Origin of the sequence: Clostridium intestinale DSM 6191 (assembly GCF_900130055.1) — a bacterium.
Lineage (GTDB): Bacteria > Bacillota > Clostridia > Clostridiales > Clostridiaceae > Clostridium_T > Clostridium_T intestinale.
This window is the reverse complement of sequence record NZ_FQXU01000012.1, coordinates 74369-96533: the sequence shown is the minus strand read 5'-3', so window position 1 is coordinate 96533 and position 22165 is coordinate 74369. Positions and strand designations below refer to the sequence as shown.

18 protein-coding genes are annotated in these 22165 nt (G+C 26.9%); 15 read left to right on the top strand and 3 right to left on the bottom strand.

Annotation, left to right across the window (positions count from 1 at the left end):
- The first annotated feature begins 43 nt into the window (after positions 1 to 43).
- The 8 genes from BUA92_RS17575 to BUA92_RS17540 all read left to right on the top strand — a co-directional run bounded on the left by BUA92_RS17575 (position 44) and on the right by BUA92_RS17540 (position 9387).
- Positions 44 to 1357 (top strand): hypothetical protein, encoded by a 1314-nt coding sequence (locus BUA92_RS17575; protein ID WP_073021756.1) that lies wholly within the window; start codon positions 44 to 46, stop codon positions 1355 to 1357.
- Positions 1358 to 1531: 174 nt separating this feature from the next.
- Positions 1532 to 3325 carry a hypothetical protein gene (locus tag BUA92_RS17570; protein WP_073021754.1) on the top strand — a complete coding sequence of 598 codons (1794 nt, stop codon included), beginning with the start codon at positions 1532 to 1534 and terminating at the stop codon, positions 3323 to 3325.
- A gap of 71 nt (positions 3326 to 3396) precedes the next feature.
- Positions 3397 to 3582: a helix-turn-helix domain-containing protein gene (locus BUA92_RS17565; RefSeq protein ID WP_073021751.1), complete on the top strand. Its 186-nt coding sequence runs from the start codon at positions 3397 to 3399 to the stop codon at positions 3580 to 3582.
- 39 nt (positions 3583 to 3621) lie between these two features.
- The gene (locus tag BUA92_RS17560; protein ID WP_073021749.1) at positions 3622 to 4740 is read left to right on the top strand and encodes a site-specific integrase; all 1119 of its coding nucleotides are present in this window, start codon (positions 3622 to 3624) and stop codon (positions 4738 to 4740) included.
- A gap of 179 nt (positions 4741 to 4919) precedes the next feature.
- Positions 4920 to 6941, top strand: coding sequence for an ATP-dependent nuclease (locus BUA92_RS17555; RefSeq protein ID WP_073021747.1), 2022 nt, complete (start codon positions 4920 to 4922; stop codon positions 6939 to 6941).
- A 62-nt stretch (positions 6942 to 7003) separates the two neighbouring features.
- Entirely contained in the window at positions 7004 to 7159 is a 156-nt protein-coding gene (locus BUA92_RS17550; RefSeq protein WP_083553576.1) for a tyrosine-type recombinase/integrase, read from the top strand.
- 190 nt (positions 7160 to 7349) lie between these two features.
- Complete coding sequence (locus BUA92_RS17545) at positions 7350 to 8696, top strand: peptidoglycan-binding protein (protein WP_073021745.1); 1347 nt, start codon at positions 7350 to 7352, stop codon at positions 8694 to 8696.
- Between the two features lie 148 nt (positions 8697 to 8844).
- Positions 8845 to 9387, top strand: coding sequence for a hypothetical protein (locus tag BUA92_RS17540; protein ID WP_073021743.1), 543 nt, complete (start codon positions 8845 to 8847; stop codon positions 9385 to 9387).
- Between the two features lie 50 nt (positions 9388 to 9437).
- Here BUA92_RS17540 and BUA92_RS17535 read toward each other — a convergent pair whose 3' ends face one another.
- Positions 9438 to 9644, bottom strand: coding sequence for a BhlA/UviB family holin-like peptide (locus BUA92_RS17535; RefSeq protein ID WP_073021852.1), 207 nt, complete (start codon positions 9642 to 9644; stop codon positions 9438 to 9440).
- A 104-nt stretch (positions 9645 to 9748) separates the two neighbouring features.
- Positions 9749 to 10273: a sigma-70 family RNA polymerase sigma factor gene (locus tag BUA92_RS17530; protein WP_073021741.1), complete on the bottom strand. Its 525-nt coding sequence runs from the start codon at positions 10271 to 10273 to the stop codon at positions 9749 to 9751.
- 616 nt (positions 10274 to 10889) lie between these two features.
- Here BUA92_RS17530 and BUA92_RS17525 point away from each other — a divergent pair.
- The 6 genes from BUA92_RS17525 to BUA92_RS17500 all read left to right on the top strand — a co-directional run bounded on the left by BUA92_RS17525 (position 10890) and on the right by BUA92_RS17500 (position 19988).
- A complete protein-coding gene (locus tag BUA92_RS17525) occupies positions 10890 to 12668 on the top strand; it encodes an aminopeptidase P family protein (protein ID WP_073021740.1) in 1779 nt (592 codons plus the stop codon).
- A gap of 227 nt (positions 12669 to 12895) precedes the next feature.
- Positions 12896 to 15163, top strand: a complete 2268-nt coding sequence (locus BUA92_RS17520; RefSeq protein WP_073021737.1) for a glycosyltransferase — start codon at positions 12896 to 12898, stop codon at positions 15161 to 15163.
- A complete protein-coding gene (locus BUA92_RS17515) occupies positions 15144 to 16235 on the top strand; it encodes a hypothetical protein (RefSeq protein ID WP_207650358.1) in 1092 nt (363 codons plus the stop codon). Before BUA92_RS17520 ends, BUA92_RS17515 begins: the two co-directional genes overlap by 20 nt.
- A gap of 27 nt (positions 16236 to 16262) precedes the next feature.
- Complete coding sequence (locus BUA92_RS17510; RefSeq protein WP_073021733.1) at positions 16263 to 17681, top strand: MBOAT family O-acyltransferase; 1419 nt, start codon at positions 16263 to 16265, stop codon at positions 17679 to 17681.
- A 12-nt stretch (positions 17682 to 17693) separates the two neighbouring features.
- Complete coding sequence (locus BUA92_RS17505) at positions 17694 to 18899, top strand: alginate O-acetyltransferase AlgX-related protein (RefSeq protein ID WP_073021731.1); 1206 nt, start codon at positions 17694 to 17696, stop codon at positions 18897 to 18899.
- 30 nt (positions 18900 to 18929) lie between these two features.
- Positions 18930 to 19988 carry a family 8 glycosyl hydrolase gene (locus BUA92_RS17500; protein WP_073021729.1) on the top strand — a complete coding sequence of 353 codons (1059 nt, stop codon included), beginning with the start codon at positions 18930 to 18932 and terminating at the stop codon, positions 19986 to 19988.
- Between the two features lie 61 nt (positions 19989 to 20049).
- Here BUA92_RS17500 and BUA92_RS17495 read toward each other — a convergent pair whose 3' ends face one another.
- Positions 20050 to 20778: a GntR family transcriptional regulator gene (locus BUA92_RS17495; RefSeq protein WP_073021727.1), complete on the bottom strand. Its 729-nt coding sequence runs from the start codon at positions 20776 to 20778 to the stop codon at positions 20050 to 20052.
- Between the two features lie 209 nt (positions 20779 to 20987).
- On the opposite strand from BUA92_RS17495, the gene BUA92_RS17490 reads away from it, so the two are divergent.
- Positions 20988 to 22148, top strand: a complete 1161-nt coding sequence (locus BUA92_RS17490) for a Card1-like endonuclease domain-containing protein (protein WP_073021725.1) — start codon at positions 20988 to 20990, stop codon at positions 22146 to 22148.
- Positions 22149 to 22165: the final 17 nt, after the last annotated feature.

Here is a 22165-nt window from a genome sequence, read left to right as displayed (position 1 = left end):
TGCCCACTTGCCCACAGAATTTAATTAAGGAATAAGTAAGATTATGAATAACTTTAGTGCATATTTTATAAAAGAATATAGATTAAATAGTAAATTCTATGAAAGTTTATATTCTGGATATATTGATGATTTAGATGATATTTGTGAATTAATATATTATTACTGTGATATATATTTTTTAAAGGAATTTGGAGGTATATTAAAGGAAATAAATTTTGAAGAGATTGTTAAGGAATATATTTTTAATAAATTTTTAGAAGTAACTTTTAACACTCTAGATAAAGAAAAAACAGTACACGTTAATAAAACAAAATTAATTAAGAATTATATAATGAATGATAAAGAGGAATATAAAGAAAATGAAGACTTATATGAGCAAGATTTTATTGCAAACTATAAATATTTAAATAGATATATCAAAGAAAGAAATATTAGTGGACTACTAATAGAAAAAAGAAAATTTTATATTAGGCATATAAAATTACTTAGAGAAAATAATGAAAATAAAATTTTGTACCAAAGAATATCTAAGAAAAGATATAATAAAATTAGACTTCTAGATTTAAAAAAATTTTACGATATTTTTGATAATGATTATTTTTCGGGGTTAATATTGGAAAAAGAGTATAAATACCACACTATATACAAAATAATAGAATTTTATAAAGTAAATAGAAAAAAATTCAACATACATATGTATGATTTATTACCTATTATGGATATACCTGATGTAAAGTTAAGAATTGAATTGATTAGATTAGATTATATTAAAGACATAGAAGATAGCATTAAACAAGTTATATATCTATCAAAAGTATTTTATAAGATAGTAGATTATCACATAAAAGATGTAGTAGATAATATAGATAGAAGATACTTGAAAGGTATAATTGATAGATCTAAAAATCAAGTAAACATGTATAGTAATATTAATAATGAAAAAATTTATACATATGATGAGGAATTCGAAATATTGTTTAAAGAAATGGTAAAGTTATTGGATTTATATGAAAAAAGTAACGTAATAAAAGACTTAATATATTTAAATTATTTAAAAAATGAAGAAAGAAATGAAATAAACATAAAATCACAATATACGAAAACAAAAAAGAATTTAAAAAGAATTAAAAAAAAATTTAAGAACATAAGTTATGTAAATAAAGATAATAACTTAAATAAAGTTATTTTTAATATTACGAGGGAAAAATTTAATAAAATATACAGAAGTTCTATAATATTTAATGAAAATTTGGATGATATATCTGAAACTAGTTATTCTATGCGTAGATTTAACTCTGAAAAAGAAATTAATTTACTATATAGTCAATATAAATATACTAAAAAACTATTAAAATAGCCATTTATAGATTTACCTATAAATGGCTATAAATATTTTATTATATATTAAATAGTACATATTGTAAATATACAAATTTTTTAGGACATTTTTGGTTCTACTAATAAGGCTTTATCTGAATTACTATTTATTCAGATAAAGCTTTATTAATATTTTATAAAAGTAGAGGTAGTTATGATAAAAAAAGTAAAACCAAGATATTTAGATGATGAGAAGCTAATTAGAAAATTAGTAATCTTTAAAAAAAAGTTAGAAAATTATACAAAAAGTGAATACACAATAAATGATGAAGGGGAACTATGTTATATCAAAAATAATGAAATTATTCCATTGTGTAACTTTGTACTTATTCCACAAGAAGAAGTTAAGATTCTAGAGGGAGATATAATTATTAGTAAGCTAAGAATTACATGTGTTATTGATAATACAGAAGTTATTAAGGATATCGAAGTTGGAATGAAAGAGATTAAAAAGATTGACTGGATAGATAAATATTTTGGATTTAAGTGTTGCATTTACTCCGAAATGTCTGAAAACAGGAGTTATGAGAAAATAAAACAAGCATTAAAACTTTGTTGTAAAGATTTAGGGGCTACTAAAATAGCTAACCAAATAGGGTGGGGTTGTGATAATGGAAAATATTTTTATGTACATGGAGATGGGATAATAGGAAAAAAACGTGATATTGAAGTTGGGGAAGAATTAAATGATTTTAGAATAGATATTTATGACGAATTACATCCTGCACATGCATATATAAAATCATTTGAAATGCTAGATATTGCTCCTTTAAAAATAACACTTCCACTATTTAGTTACACGCTTATGTCAGTAATAAACTCGTTATTAAGAGAGGAACATTGTGAACCACAAGCTGTATTATGGCTAGAAGGAGAAACTGGCAGTAGAAAGACTACTTTAGCTAGACAATTTAGTTTTTTATTTAACAGGAGTGAGAATCCACCAGTAATAGCCAATTTTAAATGTACTAAAACATTTTTAGAGTATAAGATGAACCAGTATAAAGATTCAGTTCTTGTAATAGATGATTATTATCCAGCAATGGATCCTTCTGAGAAACAAGATATGAATTCGAAGGTTGAGTTGATATTAAGATTAATTGGAGATAAAACTCCAAAAGGAAGAAGTAATGTAAATCTTAAAGAAAGTAAAAATTTAACACCAAGAGGACTAGTTTTAATTACAGGAGAAGACTTTACTCATGTAAAATCTAATATAGCACGATGTATAAATATAAAAGTTGAGAAAAATGATGTGAATTTAGATAAGCTTACAGAATTCCAAGAAAACCCTTTAATATTATCTACTTCAATATTTTATTATATAAAATGGCTTTCCAAATATATGACTAAAAATCAAAGCTTACCTAAAATTGATCTAGATAAATTTAGAAAAAAATATAGTAATACTAATATACATGGAAGACTAATAGATGCAATTTGGGGATTAAAATATTCATTTTATCTATATTTAAAATACGGAATATCAATCAATGTGATAGATAAAAAAACTATGAAAGAGAAATTAGAGCAAGTAGAGAACGTTTTTTATGAGTTAGTAGAGAAGCAAAGCATGTTAATGGTTAGTGAAGAACCACTTTATATGTATTTAAATACTCTTAATGAAATGATTATTTCCAATAAAATTATTATTAAGAAGATAGGATATAAACCTGAAAATAAAAATATAGATGGTTGGTATGATGAAAAATATTATTATATGTTACCTGAAGGCTTATATAACACGGTGTTTTTATTTTGGAGAAAAAGGAATAAAGTCTTTCCACTTGGTCAGAAGCAAATACATGATCTAATGAGAAAAAATAATATTATTGAATTTGAAAAAAACACAGGTAAGAACTGCAAAAAGGTTAAAGTAAATAGTGAGAATAGACTTAGAGTATTAAAGATATCGAAGGAAAAATTAAATGAGTACCTATCACAATAGGTGGGCATGTGGGCGCTGTTAGTAAGAAATAATTACTTAAATATATATTATATTTTTGAGGAGGTATATAGATGAGCGAGTTTAAAACTACTTTAACTGTCGAGGATATTGGTAGGATTTTAAATATAGGAAGAAATAAAGCATATTCATTAGTAAAGGAAGAGGATTTTCCAAAGATAAGAATTGGGAAACAGTTTAGAATTCCTTATGATGCATTTAATAATTGGATAGCAAGTAAAGTTTCAGAGAATAGTTAGTAGTATTGATTTATTCATATAAGATAGGGGGAGTAGCTAATGGCTAGCATACAAAAGAGAGGAAATAAATACAGAGTAACTTTAGAATATGGAAAAGATTCAAGCGGGAAGAGAATAAGAAAATATGTAACAGCTAATAGTAAAGATGAAGCAGAAAAGATAATAAATGAATTTGAATACAATAAGAATAAGAATTTATTGGTTAATCCAGAAGATATAAGTATGGAGGATTACTTAGAAATTTGGCTTTCTAACTATGTAAAATATAGCTGTGAGCTTACAACAATGAGTGGATATATTAATATAATAAAGAATCATATAAATAAACATCTAGGCAATATTAAGTTACAAAAACTACAGCCTATTCAAATACAGCAGTATTATGTGCATATTATGGAAAAGAAAGGTCTATCGCCTAATACGGTTATAAAACATCATGCTCTTATTAGAAAAAGTTTAGACTATGCTTTAAAGCAACAATTAGTATATAGAAATGTTGCTGATGCAGTAAGTTTACCTAAAAAAATAAAATATGAGGCGAAGGTATATGATAAAGAGCAACTAAAAAGGCTACTAGAGTTATTAGAAGGAGAAAAAATAGAATTGCCAGTTAACTTAGCTGCTTATTTAGGATTAAGGAGAGAAGAGATTTTAGGATTGAAATGGAATAAGATAAACCTAGATGAGAGACTAATGTATATTCATGAGGTTAGAGTAAGGGCAGGAAAGAATGTAGTTACTAAAAAACCTAAAACAGATAAAAGTATGAGAACTCTTCATATTCCAGAAAGAGTGTACAACCTATTGTTAAAAGAGAAAAATAAACAAGACTATTTTAAATCAATATTAGGTAAAGAATATTATGAGAATGATTATGTTTATTGTCATGAAAATGGAAAAGAATTTAGAGTAAATACAGTAACAGATAATTTTAGAAAATTTTTAGATAAAAATAACTTACCTAAAATAAGATTACATGATTTAAGACATACATTTGCAAGTATATTATATGATGAAGGAGTAGACTTAAAGGCTATTTCAGAGGATCTAGGACATTCTGATTTAGGTACAACTAATAAAATATATACACATAGATTTGATAAGACTCATGCTAAGACAATTGATGTAATAAGTAATGCATTAAAATTAAGTAAATAAGTATAGCAGATTTAGGTGAATTATATAGGACAATATTAATATAAAAAATATAAGAGAGCTAAGTATTAAATTACAGTTCTCTTATATTTTTTATATTAATAGGTATATATGGATTTTTGTAAATGAAATTGATAAAATTGGGTTATAGAAAGATTATAATGATATTAAGGAGATTAAAAATGTATATAGAAAAATTAAGAGTCAAAAATTATAAGTCTTTTATAGATTCAGGAGTTATAAATATAGATAGAAATTTGTTTGCATTAATAGGTCAAAATAATACTGGAAAATCTGCAGTATTGGATGCAATACAATGTTTTTTTCCAGGAACTAAAAAGAACATAACTACTACAGACTTTCATAAGGGCGGCTCAGATGAAATACAAATCGAATTATGGTTTGGTGAAGTTAGTGATGAATACATAGAAGAAAAAATATTTAAAGACAAAATTTTTAGACAGGAAAAAAAGATAGAAGGATTAAAAAAAGAATTAAATGAAAATTTCACGGAAAAATTAAATAAAAGCGTAGAAAAAGAGATTTTAAAATTAGATAGTATAAGAAAAGAAAATCTAAATAGCAACAAAGATAAATATAAAATAAAAGAAAATAATATGTATGTTAAATTAGTGGCTAGTCGTGGGAAAAATATTAGTCAAAAATTTTATATTGATGAAGTAGATGAAGAATCTGAAATCAAAGAAGCAGATTTAAAATCAATTTTGCCTCAAGTGAAGATTATACCAGCTATAAGAGATCCTAAGAATGAGAGTACAGCAGGAGCAAATTCATATCTAAAAGAGCTAATTCAAATGTTAGATGATGAAATACAAACTAATATAATATTAGAGGGAAATAGTATTTCCTATAATAAATTAAATATGGTTATAGCTGAAGAAACTAAAAATAGATGTAGGTCACTAGGAGAGAGAATAACACAATTCTATAATAGTGCTATAGGAACAAGTGATTATGAGGTTATAATTGATTCAGATGTAAATATCAGTAAAGGAACAACATATTATACAAAAATTAAAGATACAAATACAGGAATAGAAAGTGACATTTTAAGTTGTGGGACAGGCTATCAAAGTATGATAATATTGTCCATATTGGAGACTTATGTAAACATATCTAATAGCAAGTTAAAATACATATTATTAATAGAAGAACCAGAGGTATATTTACATCCATCATTGCAAAGGAAAATGATAGATACATTAATTACAATATCTAAAAATAATCAGGTGATTTTTACATCACATTCGCCCATAACAGTAAGTAAGTTAGAAAAAAATCAAATTAAGTTAGTAAAAAAGGTAAAAGGTATTGCTACTGTAGAGGATATTATTCCTAAATTAGTAATTGATGAATTAGGTATAAAAGCTGATGATATAATAGCCAATAAAGGAATAGTATTCGTAGAAGGAAAAGATGATAAAAAAATTATTGAAATATTATTAGATAAAATTGAAGACGGCTTGAGCAGTAAAATAAATGTTTTGGATACAGGAAGCTGTGACAATTTAAAATTTTATGCTAATGCTGAATTATTAATTAATAATAGATTCAATATACCAACATTAATATTTAGAGATGCTGATGCTAAGTCTCAAGAGGCTAGAAGAGAGAAATTTATTACAGAGATTATCAAAAATAGAGTTGGAATTGAAGAGGATTTGAAAGAAAAAATAAGAGAAAGTGTAAGAATAACAGATCACTACTCATTAGAAGGATATTTTATAGATAAAGATTTATTAAGCAATGTTTTAGAGTGTAGTAAAGATTATTTGGATAATGCAATAAAATGCTATGAATGCCAATATAAATATTATTCTGAAAGAGTATATGCAGGAGAAGAACAAGAAAAGATATTACAGCAATGGTATCAACCTAAATACTTTATAGAAAGATTTCTAGATAAGTTTAAGTATAATCAAGAAGAAGCAGTAGAAAGTCATAATACTATGTATGAAAAAATTTGGTTAAGCTTTGATAAATGTAAAATTTGCACTGATGGAGAAATTCAAGAATTTTTTAGAATTAGAACATTAATTAATAACTTTAGTAAAAAAATGAAATTGGAAGGAAAAGATTTAATGGTTGAATGTATAAAAGATCAAGAGTTGAATGTACTTAAAGAAACAAAATTACAAAATATAATTAATATGCTAGAAGAGTTTAAACATAATCTAGATTAATGTATTTAAGATTAAATGAAACTGATTAAAATCATAAGGGTTTTATCTTAAAAACCCCACCGATGCAAGTATATTATTATGATGATGGGGTAGATTTAAAGGCAATTTCTGAAGCTTTAGGACATTCAGATTTAGCTACAACTAATAAAATATATACACATAGGTTTAATAAAACGCATGTTAAGACAATTTATGTAATAAGTAATATAACAATATAAAAGAATTTATATAAAGGTTAGAGATAAAGGTAGAGAGGTAATTTTACTTTCTATCTTTATTTAAGTTGTTTATAAGAATATATAAAAAAATAATAGATATACTTTAAGAAATTTGTTTACATATTAAGTATAAGCTCCTTCTTATATAATGAATTAGCTAATTCAAAAAAATAAAAGGAGTTGTTTATAAATGTTATTAAAAAGCGGAGACAAAGGAGAATTTGTCACTTATCTTCAATATGGATTATATATCATGTGTTGTAATCCAAATGGATTTGATGGTGATTTCGGACAAGGAACAGTAAGTGCAGTAAAAAAGTTTCAAACTAATTTTAACTTAGGTGCTGATGGTGTGGTAGGAGATGGTACATGGAATGCATTATGTACTCAAATAAGTTATATACAGGCACAATTAAAAACTAAGGGATATAATTTAGATTCTGATGGAATAGCAGGTCCTGTTACTTATAATACTATTATACAGTTTCAGGCATCAAATGGATTGGCTGCCGATGGAATGGTTGGACCAAGTACTAAAGCTAAATTAGGTAATTCTGCATCTACATCAAATAATCCATTGTTATCTATGGGTTCTTCTGGGAGTTATGTTGTTAAACTTCAAAATTTACTTATAAACTATGGATATAGTTGTGGAGCAGCTGGTGCTGATGGAGATTTTGGGCAAGGTACCTATAACGCAGTAGTTAAGTTTCAAGCTAATAAAGGCTTAATTGTAGATGGGATGGTTGGACCACTTACATGGAATGCATTAGAATCTAACAGTAGTTCTACACCTATAACAAATTACCCAACCTTATCAAAAGGAGCAACGGGAAGTTCGGTTATTAAGTTGCAAAATGCATTAATAAGCCGTGGATATAGTTGTGGAGCATCTGGTGCCGACGGAGATTTTGGAGAGGGAACCTATTATGCAGTTATATTATTTCAACAATATAATGGTTTATCTGCAGATGGTGTTGTAGGTCCTCAAACATGGAATACTTTGTATAGTGTTAATGCAGTTAATTTCTTTGATAATCTTCCTGTAACTAAAGATGAGCACGACAAGGCTCTTAGTAGGTTTGTTAATATAGCTAAAGGAGAAATTGGAAAATACAAGGAAGGGAAAAATGCTAATGGAGAGGGGAATAATAGAGTTCCTTATGTAACATGGTATTATAATAATCCAAACATGAGTGCAGAATGGTGTGCAATATTTGTATCATGGTGCGCTAACCAAGCAGGAATTTTAAATACTATGATACCTAAAATGGCGTATGTACCATATTTAGTAAAATGGTATGGAAATATAAGATATAAAACTGTAAGTTCTGGATATAAGCCTAAACCGGGTGATTTATTTTTCCATCATAATGGTAGGGAATATAGTCATGTTGGAATAGTAGAGTCATATAATGCTAGTGATAATTCAATAACTACTATTGAAGGTAATGTAGGCGACACAATTACTCGTAGATATATTAGTTTAAATCAAAGTGTAACTTCATATACAATAGCAGGTTTTGGAGTAAACTAAATAGTATATATTAGAAAGATCAATGCTTTACAAGCATTGATCTGTTCTATTTTATTAATAGATTTATGAAAAAGTAATTTTCTTGTAATTAAATAATATGTATTTTTATGGTATAATAGAATTATAATTTACTATGAGAGGTAATAAGATGAAGAAAAAACGTACTAAAGTATTAATTATTGGAAGTATATTATTAGTAATATGCATATGTATAAAGTTTTTATTTTTTAGAAATGTACAATATATAAATAAAGAGTATACTGGATTCTATATAAATAATGTGACGAAAGAAAATTTAGGAGAATGTAGTATACAAATAAAAGGTATATCTAGAGAAGTTATAATAACTATTTTTGATAATTACCCGCCTAATCTTACTAATACTTATGGTAAAAGATTTAATGGTTTTATAACGATAGATGGGTCTAAATATCCTTTTAGTGGGCGTGCAGGACAAAAAGATGATGGATCTCTTTCTACAGACCATTATATATTATCAGTTAAGAATAGTGTGAAAGAAAATGAAGGGTATGGAATTTCTATATATAATAATTTAAGTGAACTTTATTTTCAAACATCAACAGGAGACATATATGAGAGCTTCAATAAAGAAATTGTCTGGGCTACTAGTGAGAAAGTAAAAGACTTCAATGATATAATAGATAAGTTACCTCCATATTATCAAAAATAGATAATATGTTATAGAATAAATTGTGAAATAATTCAAAAGAGACTAATATATTATTTAGTCTCTTTTTTTACTATCATTTCATGGATATAGCTTATACTATTTTCTATTTGTGGTAAAGAGTCAGAAAACTTTTGAATTATTTCTTGATAATTTTGTTCCCTTTTACTATTTTCTTTTAAAACATAAAAAAGTAAATAGGAGAATAATAGTGCAAAAGCTCCTTGTGTAGCAATCAGTTTAATAAGTTCGGCTTCTATAATAAACACCTCCTTTCGTGAGTATATAAGTAAAAGTTGCATAATTCTAATTTAAGAAGCATTCTATATATCAATTCTTTAACTTAAAATAATAATATATATAATTAGAAAACTACTTTACTCTTTAATTTTATAAGTGATCTTGTTATACATACTTGTACATTTTGTCTAGATACATTAAAAACTCTAGATATTTCAGTATTTGTATAATTATAAATAAATTTTAAAATTAAAACTTTCTGTTCTTTTATTTTAAGTGTATGTATTAAATCATAAAATTCAACATTACAAGTATCATAAGCAATTCCAGGCTGATAGTCATCTAATGTAAGAATTTCTTTACTATGTAAATAACTTTGTTGAGTGGATAAAAATATGTAATATCTTTTTATACTAGTATTTATATATGAAAGTATATATTTGTCGTTTTTAAATTTTAAGTCGTCTAAAGGAATTTTTTGTAATGTAATAATAAAATGTAAGCTTAATTCAGATTTAGCATCATCAAAATCTGATAGTTTATTTGCATATTTAATTAATAGTGGCTGAAATTTTTGTATCAAGAATTCTATACTATATATATCTCCTTCTCTAAATTTTTTGATATAATCACATAATGAAAAATCCATAATTAAACACCTCCTAATAAAGAAGGATAAAAAATAGATTCATTTGTAAACATATAGAATAATTTGATGGATATGTATAATATATAAATAATTTAAAGTAAATTAATCAATATAGAAAATTTATAGAAGCTCTAAGTAAAATAGTACAATAAAAATGAAATAAAAAGGAGAATTTTTCAAATAAGGAAATTAAGGTAAGAGATATTTGACGAATCACTTGAAAGGTTTTTTCATTATATAAATTAAGATTTAATAGCTATTTTTAATAGGTATAGATAGCTAGTATAAATGATTATATAGTGTTTAAAAATTCCGCACCACCTTTGTAGACACCTGTAGACATGCAACTAAATTTTAAAAATAACTATATAGAATTAATATTAACTATAAAGTATTGAAAATATTGATTTTTAAAGGATTAGATAATATTTAAGAATATAGAATAAAAATAGCTAAAACTATAGGGGCAAGAGTTCGAATCTTCTCCGCCGCACCAATAAAAGCCTTGCAATAGCAAGGCTTTTATTTTTTATATTTTTAAAGTAAAATTCTTGAATCAATTGATGTATAATATCATTAAAACAATAGGAGATTTAGGAAAGAGAAGGTAAGAAATATGGATGTTAAAAAAAGAATAGAAAAATTAAGAAGTTTAATGAAAGAAAATAAAATAGATGCATATATAATTCCTAGTTTTGATGCGCATCAAAGTGAGTATGTTGCAGATCATTGGAAAAGTAGACAATGGATATCAGGGTTTACAGGTTCTGCTGGTACTGTTGTTATTACTTTAGATGATGCTGGATTATGGACAGATGGGAGATATTATATTCAATCAGAAAAGCAACTTGAAGGTTCAGGTATAAGACTGTTTAAGATGGCAGATCTAGGGGTTCCTTCATATACAGAGTGGCTAAAAAACACTCTTAAAGAAGGTAGTACAGTTGGATTTGATGGAAGCGTTTTTTCAGTAGATTTATTTAAAGGAATGGAGAAAGCATTTAAATCTAAAAATATAAATATAAAAATAGAGAAAGATTTAATTGATGAAATATGGGAAGACAGACCGGAAATACCTAAGGAATTAGTTTTTTTACATGGAATAAAATATGCTGGAAAATCTAGAGTAGAAAAATTAAATAAAGTTAGAGTTAACATGAGTAGTAAGGGGGCAAATTATTATTTATTAACCTCTTTAGATGATATAGCATGGCTACTTAATATACGAGGAAATGATGTACCTAATAATCCTGTTGTAATTTCCAATGTATTAGTGGGTGAGGATAAATGCTATTTATTTGTTGAGGATTCAAAAGTTACTCATGATATAAGATTAGAGCTAGAGAATAATGGAATTGAGATTAAAGGATGTAATGAGATATACAAAATTTTAAATCAGTTAACTATTGATGACTCAATTATTTTTGATGCAAATAAAACAAGTATTAGTATGTATAATTCTATTAATACGGATACCACTAAAATTGAGGAACCTAATATAACTACAGCTTTAAAAGCTATTAAAAATGAAGTTGAAATAGAAAATCTAAGAAACTGCCAAGTAAGTGATGGATTAGCTATGGTTAAGTTTATAAAATGGCTTAAAGAATCTGTTAATAAGGAAAAAATCACTGAAATTTCAGCAGAAAAAATGTTAGAAGCTTTTAGAAGACAGCAAGATTTATTTGTTGAACCTAGCTTTGATACAATAGCAGGATATAAAGATCATGCTGCAATGATGCATTATAAGGCAACTAAAGAAACTCAATATACCCTTAAAGATGAAGGGTTTTTCTTAGTAGATTCAGGTGGACAATATTTTAATGGAACAACAGATACTACAAGAACTATAACATTAGGAAAGCTTAGTGAAGAAGAAAAAAGGGACTTTACCTTAGTATTAAAAGGACATATTGCCTTAAGTTCAGTTAAGTTTTTAGAGGGAGCAACAGGATCTAGTTTAGATGTACTCGCTAGACAACCTATTTGGGAATATGGATTAGATTATAAATGTGGAACTGGTCATGGAGTAGGATTTTTCTTAAATGTCCATGAAGGACCACAAGGTTTTAGGAAAGAACCTAACAGTGTGAAGTTAGAAAAAGGAATGGTTATTACTAATGAGCCTGGCATATACAAAGAAGGAAAACACGGTGTTAGAACTGAAAATATAATGCTCGTAGTAGAAGAAGAAAAAACAGAATTTGGGCAATTTATGAGCTTTGAAGCTATTACTTACTGCCCTATAGACTTAGATGGAATAGATAAAGATATGCTTACAGGTAAGGAAAAGCAATGGCTAAATGACTATCATAAAATGGTATATAAAAAATTATCTCCTTATTTAGATGATGAGCATAAAGCTTGGTTAAAAAAAGAAACTAGAGAAATATAAGAGCGTTATATATTAAGGTCAGATTTCAACAATAAGAAATCTGACCTTTTTTTGCTTATATATAATTATTTAATAAAAAATAAATATAAAACAATAATATAAATACAAGTTATATTTATAAATAGCAAATATTTTGAGCAATATTGTCGGAATTTGGTTTTAATTGTATTAAATATAATATATAATAATTATTAATTAATTTAAAATATTAGAAAGGTATGGTGAGTATGAATTATAAAAGAGTAAGAAATTATTCATTAATAATAGCGACAGTAATAATGAATATAATTTATTTGATATGGAGAATTTTTTTTACTATACCGACTAAGGCTGGAATAATATCTTTAGTTTCAGCTATTATTCTATTAATAGTTGAAATAGTGGGAATGTTAGAAGCAGCAGTACACTATTACAATATGTACGATATAAAACATCCAGAAAAACCACAGATAGATGATGAAAGTCTTTTTCCTCATGTAGATGTTTTTATAACAACATATAATGAACCAGAAGAATTACTTTTTAAAACTATAAATGGATGCAAGAATATGGACTATCCAGATAAAAAGAAGATACATATATATTTATGTGATGATGGAAATCGTGAATCAATGAAAAAATTAGCTTATGAAATGGGAATAGGATATTTAACTCGAACAGAAAGAAAAGGAGCAAAGGCTGGGAATCTTAATAATGCTCTTGAGAAGTCAAACTCACCATTAATAGCAAACTTTGATGCAGATATGATTCCTATGCATGATTTTCTAATGGCTACAGTTCCATATTTCCTAGGCAATGAAAAAGTTGGATTTGTGCAGACGCCTCAAAGCTTTTATAATACGGACTTATTTCAGTATTATCTTTTTTCAGAAGGAAGAATTCCTAATGAACAAGATTATTTCTATAGAGATGTACAGATTTCTAAAAATAAAAATAACTCTATAATATATGGCGGAACAAATACAGTAATAGCTAGAAAAGCTCTTGAAGATGCTGGAGGGTATTATACAAAGGCAATAACAGAAGATTTTGCTACAGGGTTAATAATACAAAGTAAAGGGTATCAATGTTTTGCAGTAGGAGAAGTTCATGCATCTGGTTTAGCGCCCTCTGACTTAATGAGTCTTGTTAAACAACGTCAAAGATGGGCAAGAGGATGTATCCAGACAGGAAGAAGACTAAATATATTATTTAGAAAGGGACTTAATTTCAGTCAAAAGATTAGTTATATATCCTCCATTTCTTATTGGTATTCAGGTATCAAAAGAGTTGCTTATATAATGGCTCCAATATTATTTGCTGTATTTGGGGTAATAGTTGTTGATTGTAATCTAACAGAAGTGTTGATATTTTGGCTTCCTATGTATTATTTAAGTAATAAAGAACTAAGGAGTTTATCTAGAAATATTAGAACTACCAAATGGACTAACATATATGAAACTATTTTATTTCCATCTCTTGTAGTACCAGTGATATTAGAAACCTTTGGAATATCACAAAACAGTTTTTTAGTTACAAGGAAAGATAACGCTAAAGTAGACGACAGAGTATATAGATTAAAGAAAGCTATACCACATATAGCATTTGCAGTACTTTCTATAATAGGAATCTTTAATTGTATAAGAATGATTTTTGAGGCAGGATCTGCTACTTATAGTGTAGTTTTATTTTGGCTTATAGTTAATTTTTATAACATTTTAATGGCTATATTTTTTATGGTAGGAAGAAAATCCTTTAGAAAAACTGAGAGAGTTTTAGCTGAGGTTCCATGTAAAATAACCTATAACAATAAAGAATTAAACTGTAAAACCATAGATGTATCAGAAGGTGGATTAGCAGTTAGATTTGAGTTTCCAGAGTATATACCCTATGACGAAGTAATAAAAATTAAGTTATTTACAGATAGATATTTATCTGAATTTAGTGGGAAAGTTGTACATATAGCAAAGGGTGAAAAAGAGTGGAAGTATGCATTTGAAATAACAGATATAGATAAAGATAATTTTAAACAACTATTATACATAACCTATGATAGAGTTCCAACCCTTCCTAATAATTTAGATGAAAACACCAGCATATTTGATGATATAAGAGTAAATATTCTTACAAGAAATAAAAAATTATTTCTGTTTAAGAGAAAATTACCAAGAGTGGATTTAGATAAAACAATAGCTTCAAAAGAGTGTGGAGGTGTTAAACTTAAATCCTTTAATTATGAGTATATGGCTTTAGAAGGCATTAGTGAATCAATACTAAAAGATCAAATTACTTTAAGAATAAAAGAAAATAGGGAAATAATAGGTGTTTTAGAGAAAGTTCAAGATAAAAACATCCACCTTTATAAAATTAAAAATTACAAAGAAATAGCTGACGATAAAGAGATAAGAAATATATTAAATGACTGGATCAGAGAATACAATGAAAGTTTATCAGAAAGTTCTGTAGTTAGAAGAGAGGAATCCTTTGATGAATTTAATGAAATGCAATTTTTATAAGATATTTATACTTTTTTTTCTTGTATTTTTAGTAATAGTTAATAATAAAATAGCTTTAGCTGAGGAAGCAAATAATTATAAGAAAATATCTCCAGAAAATATATATTTAGAAGGGGATAAAGCTAAATTAAATTATGATTTTGATAAAGCTAATAATAGCTTAGAGATAAAAGTTGATTCTATAGGTTTAGAGGAAGGATATTATACATCAAACTTATATAGCAAAGGAAAGTATAATTGGAATAGCTTTGGTATGATATCATTTAATGTTCAAAATAATTCTCAAGAAGAATTGAAGTTTAACTTTTCTGTTGTAAAAACTGATGGAACCTTCCTCACAGTTAATGAAGATAAATCTGTTTTAATAAAAAAGGAGAACAATCAGGATTTTGAGAAATTGTCACCTGCTTATGGGACTATAAATATACCCTCTGGATTTAAGGGAGTAGTTTATGTACCTTTTACAAGTTTAAATAGTCAAGCAGGCGATAATAATCAATATTCATTTTCCAATATAAGTTCTTGGGGCATAAGCATAACAACAGAAGAAAATAAAGAAAAAGATATACACCTAGGTGGTTTTGTCCTTATACCTAAAGATGATTCACTTGTTAAATATGGAGATTTGAATTTTAAAATAGAAGGCGATGATAGAGTACAAATACCTGTACAAGGGGAAGCTATATCCATATATAAAACCTCACTAAATGAAGATAATGTAATTTATAGTTTAGCTGAGGATTATGAGGGAGTTTCTATAGATAAGGATGGAAGATTAACTTTAAACACTTCAATAAATGTAGAAAAGATAAAAATAGAGGCAAAATATGAATACTTAATAGTTAAAAAAGAAATTCAATTATATAGATCCTGGACTTTAGGTGCAAAAGAGATAGATGGAACTAGCAAGAGTATTCCAGGATATGCAGAAGTTAAAAATCTTATGGGTGGAATATATACCTTAATTATGTCCCAAAGATTTATAGATTTCATTAGAGGAATATGTATAGTCTTTGTTTTAATATTCTCTGGATTATATATTTTTTGGAGTAGAAAAAAGAATCTTAGATAAAGTGTTGTTTGATTGAGAGGTGATAGAATGCTGTTTTCAAGTGTTATATTTATATTATATTTTTTACCAGTAGCTTTAATATTATATTATGGAGCTTTTTTTTCTAAGGGCTTACAGAATTATATATTACTATTCCTAAGCCTAGGATTTTATGCTTGGGGAGAGCCCTATTATGTAATTTTGATGATAGCCTCAATAATTTTTAACTACGTAGTGGGGCATCTGATAGTAGGCTTTAAAAATAAATCGTATAGTAAGTATTTTTTAATATTAGGCTGTGTAGGTAATTTAGGGTCACTATTTATTTTTAAATACTTAAATTTTTTTATAAAAAACATAAATCAACTACAAGGATATCAAATTCCTATGCCCAAGATAGCTTTACCTATAGGAATTTCATTTTTTACATTTAAAGCAGTATCTTATCTAGTAGATTTGTATAGGGAAAAGACTAAGGCTGAAAAGAATCCTCTATATGTAGGATTATATATAGCATTATTTCCGCAACTTTTAGCTGGACCTATTTCACGTTATGGAGATATAGTAGAGCAAATCAAAAATAGAAAGTTTACTTGGCAGAAGTTTTCAGTAGGGACTTGTAGATTTGTAATTGGTATGGGAAAAAAGATTTTAATATCTAATAGTATGGCCGTGATTGTAGATAGAATTTTTCAAATGAACTTAAATTCTGACATTGCAGTAACTTTAGCTTGGCTTGGTTCTATAGCATACACCTTTCAAATATATTTTGACTTCTCAGGATATTCTGACATGGCTATAGGAATAGGGCTAATGTTTGGATTTAAGTTTGAAGAGAACTTCAATTATCCCTACATATCAAAATCTATTACTGAATTTTGGAGAAGGTGGCATATATCTTTAAGCCTTTGGTTTAAGGATTATCTATATTTTCCCCTAGGTGGATCTAGAGTTAAAAACAAAGATAAACTTATAAGAAACCTATTAATAGTATGGGTTTCAACAGGAATATGGCATGGAGCAGAGTGGACTTTTGTAGTATGGGGGTTTTTAAATTTTGTATTCATAGCCTTTGAAAGGTTAATATCCTTTAATCAGATTGATATAGCTGCAAAATATAAGAGAATATATGCATTATTTATTATAAATTTAGGGTGGGTAATATTTAGATCGTCTGATCTTTTAGAAGCAGGAAAGTATATATCTTCAATGTTTGGCTTTACACAAGGGGGATTCTGGAGCCCATACACATACATGTTTATAAAAGAAAATTTAGTATTTCTAATAGCGGCAATAATTTTCTCTACGCCAATAGCAAGAAAAGCTAATAAATTTATTGTAGATAAGTCTTTGGGACATAATATTTTAGAGGGATTATATCCACTTGCTATAGTTGGTATCTTCTTAATATGTATGGCTTACATTGTAAAGGGTAGCTACAATCCTTTCATTTACTTTAAATTTTAAGAGGGGGGTATTATGGAGAGATTTTTTTTCAAAAAGCTTATAACTTCTATTTTAATTGTTTTAATAATCTTTGGATTATCAATAACAAATCTAATAAATAATTATAAGCCTATAATTGATACAGTAGAATCCCAAAAGGATATTTCCATAAGTAATAGGATAAAAAACATAGATGCATCAATTAAAGATAATACCTATGGGAAGTATGCTTTTATTGATTTTTATGGATATTTACAAAAACTAATGGATAAAAATGAAGAATCAAACTTTGAGGTTGTTAAAGATGATAATGGGACTCTTCATTACACCTTTTTTGGAGATAAAGCTAATCCCGTATATGAATTAGTTAAAAGAACTGAGGCACTTAAAAATGGATTAAAAGATGAAAGTGTAAAATTTGCATATATAATGCCACCAGATAAATACTATAAAGGTTATACAAGTTTGCCTTATGGAATTCCATATAATTATGCAAATGAAACTGCAGATTCATTTCTTGATTTATTAAAGCAAAATAATATAGATACTATAGATTTAAGAGATAATTTAGATGAAAGCGGTATTGAACCTAAGGACTTATTTTTTAAAACTGACCATCATTGGAAAACAGAAACTGCTTTTTGGGAGTTTGGACAGTTAGCTAATACTTTAAAAAATAATTATGGAGCTAACATAGAGGACATTGATTTTTATACTAATAAAGATAACTATAATTTTATAACTTATAAAGATTCTTACGTTGGTTCAATGGGGAGAAAAACAGGAATACCTTATTCAGGAGTAGATGATTTCACCCTTATATATCCTAAATTCAATACTGATTATACATATTATTCAAAAACGGGAGAACAGGAAACCAATTTAAAGGGAAGATTTGAGGAAGCACTTATAACCATATCTCCATTTAGAACAAATAAGGGAGTATATGCTTTAGAAGGCGATAAGTATTCTTCATACCTGTTTGGTAATCAAGGGATAGTTCATGTAGTAAATGAAAAAGTGCCTAATGGACCTAAGATATTGTTTGTGAAGGACTCCTATACGGTAGCCCTAGCGGCTTTTTTATCAACAGTGTGTTCAGATATTTATATGGTAGATCCAAGATATTATACAGGAAGTATTCCAGAGTATATAGATAGTGTTAAAGCTGATTTTGTGTTTGTATCTTTTTATCCTCAAGACTTAACAGAAGATTTCTTTAAGTTTTATGATAAATAAACTAGAAAAAAAGTAGGTGTTAAAGCTTTTATGAAAATAACATATAAGTTTATAGGAATATTTATTGCAATTATTTTAACAGCCTTACTTATATTTAAATTTATAAATAATAATATTAGTGAAGATAAAGATATGTATACTAAAGACTATCATGAAAAATGGAAACAAAACTTTGTAGTAGATGTAGATTCAAATAAAAGTAAAGTAATAGATCCACAAAGAAATAACATAACAGTAAGTGAAGGAATGGGCTATGGTATGTTATTTGCTGTAGCATTAAATGATTCGGTGGAGTTTGATAAACTTTGGAACTTTACTAAGAATTATTTAGATGAATATGGACTTATGAATTGGCAGATAGATGAAAGTGGAAAAGTAATAGGAGAAGGTTCAGCATCAGATGCAGATGAAGATATAGCTTATGCCCTACATCTTGCAGCTAAAAAGTGGAATAACGATGATTATTCTAAAGCAGCCAGTGATATGATAAATTCCATAAAAAAATATGACATATCTTCTGACTATATATTACTGCCTGGAGATAAGTGGAGAGATAATATAAAACTTAATCCCTCATATATAGCACCACTATATTATTTAGATTTTCAGAATATAGAAGGTCAAGATAAAAATTATTGGAAGAAAGCTAGTGAAGCTAACATGAATTTGCTTCAAAAATATGCTGATAAAGATACAGGATTTCTACCAGATTGGATTAATGAAGATGGTAGTGTTGAAAATAAAGACAATATACTTGGATATGATTCAGTAAGAGTTCCTATAAGATTATTAAGCTTTTACAAGAAAAGCGATGATTCAAGAGTAAAAAATATATTATTAAAACAAGAAGGATTTTTAAATAAAATAGGTGCAAATAACCTAGTAGCGGGATACAGCACCAGAGGAGAAGGGCTACAAAGCTATATAAATACTACTTATTTAGCTTCATACACTTCCTCTGCACTTATAAAACCTAAATCTTCATTAAGTAGGGAGCTTATAAATAAACTTAAAGAGGATGATGACAATAGTTACTATGGGAGCTCTTTGAAACTCTGGGTGATTCTTATTGAAGAAAGAAGATTCTAAGTTGTAAATGCTACAATATTTTAAAATTATAAAATATTGTAGCATTAGCTTTGTGATATGATTAGCGCAATAGCTCTATAAAGTATTTATAATGAAGAGGTTTAATATAAGAAATAGTGTATGAAACTATATTATCTTTATCATCATAATAGATTCTACTAGTCTTTACGAAATAATAAGTTTCTTTAACAGAGAAAATATCACATAGATATTTAGGACATCCAACAAGTTCAATTAAATCTTTTTTCTTTATTATATTAATGTCATTATATTTTTCTAAAGTATCACATAAGTCTAACCCAATCTCATATTTATTTTTAGGTAAATTCAAATCTTTAGATATTAAAGATTGAAAGAATCCAATTTTTTCATTATCATAAGATACTTCAATCTCAATGGAAATTAGCTCAACACTTGGATTTAATTTTAATATTTCTGCATAATGACTAGACTTATCAACAGAGAGTAGATGTACATCTTTATCATAATCATCTAAGTTTTTAATTAGAAAATTTTCTGATTGAACTAAAACATTTCTAAAAGTAGTTTGAGGAATACTATTAATAACCATAGTTCCCCTCCCTCTTTCTCTAGAAATATATCCCTCTTTGAGTAATTCATCCAATGCTTTTGTAACAGTAGCTCTACTTACATTAAATTCATTTTTAAAATTTATTTCTGAAGGAAGAAAATCGCCCACTTTATATTCTCCATTCTCAATTTTTTCTTTTATATATTCTTTTATTTGATAATACATTGGAGATGCCTTTTTATTTCTGTCTAAGTTCATTTCTTTAAACTCCTTTAAGTTATTTAATTATAAAATATTATTAAGCTTTTAGATTGGTACCAAAATTAAATGAACGGATGACCGTATGACTAGTTGAACGGTCAACCTGTTAAGCAGTCATACGGTCAGGCGATTGACTAGTCAAGTTTATGAAATATTTGCTTCATTATTTGGATAAACTAATAAAAAACTAGAAAGGTAAAAATAATATGAATTATGATTTTTTTATTAGTTCTTTAGATGACCATAATCAAGAAAGTATTTTATTATCTGAAAAAATAAAACCTAAAGAAGTTATATATGTTTGTGAAGATGAAGAAAAAAGTATAAATAGATTAGAGGCTTTAAAAGAGTTTTATAAAGAAAAGTTTCCGAAGATTATATTTAATAGCATAATAATTAAAAATATTAATTTAAAAGAGATAATAGGGGAACTAGAGAAATACTTAAAAAAGAAATGTATCGTAAATTTAAGCGCTTCAGACAAAATATTGAATATTATATTAATGCATATATGTGAGGTTTATAATCTTGAAGGTATTTGCCTTGATATAGAAAAGGGTAGGGTACTAGAAGTTATAAATGGTCAGATATTTATGAATAAACACAGTGATATGGATTTAGATATAGATGAGATAATAGAAAGCTTTGGAGGAAGTATATTAGTAGAATCTACGGATATTGATAATAGTGAAGTTATTAGAAAAATAAGTCACACCATAGCTAATAACTTAGATAAATGGGAAAGTTTAAAATATAGACTTTATGATAAAAGAATTTTTATGGTAGATGAGATAGATTCTAGAATTATGAGAATTAATTTAGAGTTTCTGACGAATGAAGAAAAAAAAATATGTATCTCTACTCTTAAGTTCTTAAAAGAATATGAGCAGCTTAGTTATAGTGAAAAATCAGAAAATATAAATATAGAGTTTAAAAATGATTATATAAGAAGTTTTATATTTAAGAGTGGAAGCTGGTTAGAAGCATATGTGAAAGATGTAATATCTGAAATTAAACAAATAGATGAAGTAAAAAGTGGTGTAGTTTTTTTATGGAATGATGAAAGGGCAAGAATTAAGAATGAAATAGATGTTATGGCAATTAAGGACTCAACTCTTATATGTATATCCTGCAAAGATAGTGCTAAATACGATGATGTAGCACTAAATGAGCTTAATGTATATAGTGAAAAAGTTGGGGGAGATAATATTAAAAAGATTCTTGTTGCTACAAAGGAGCCATTAAAGACCTCTATGTTTTCAAGAGCTAAAGAGATGGATATTAATATAGTAATATTTGATGGAAATAGAGAGAAGTTTAAAAAGTCTTTGGAAGCGGTTGTAAAAGGAGAGCTAGTACACTTATAATAGAGTTAATATATAGA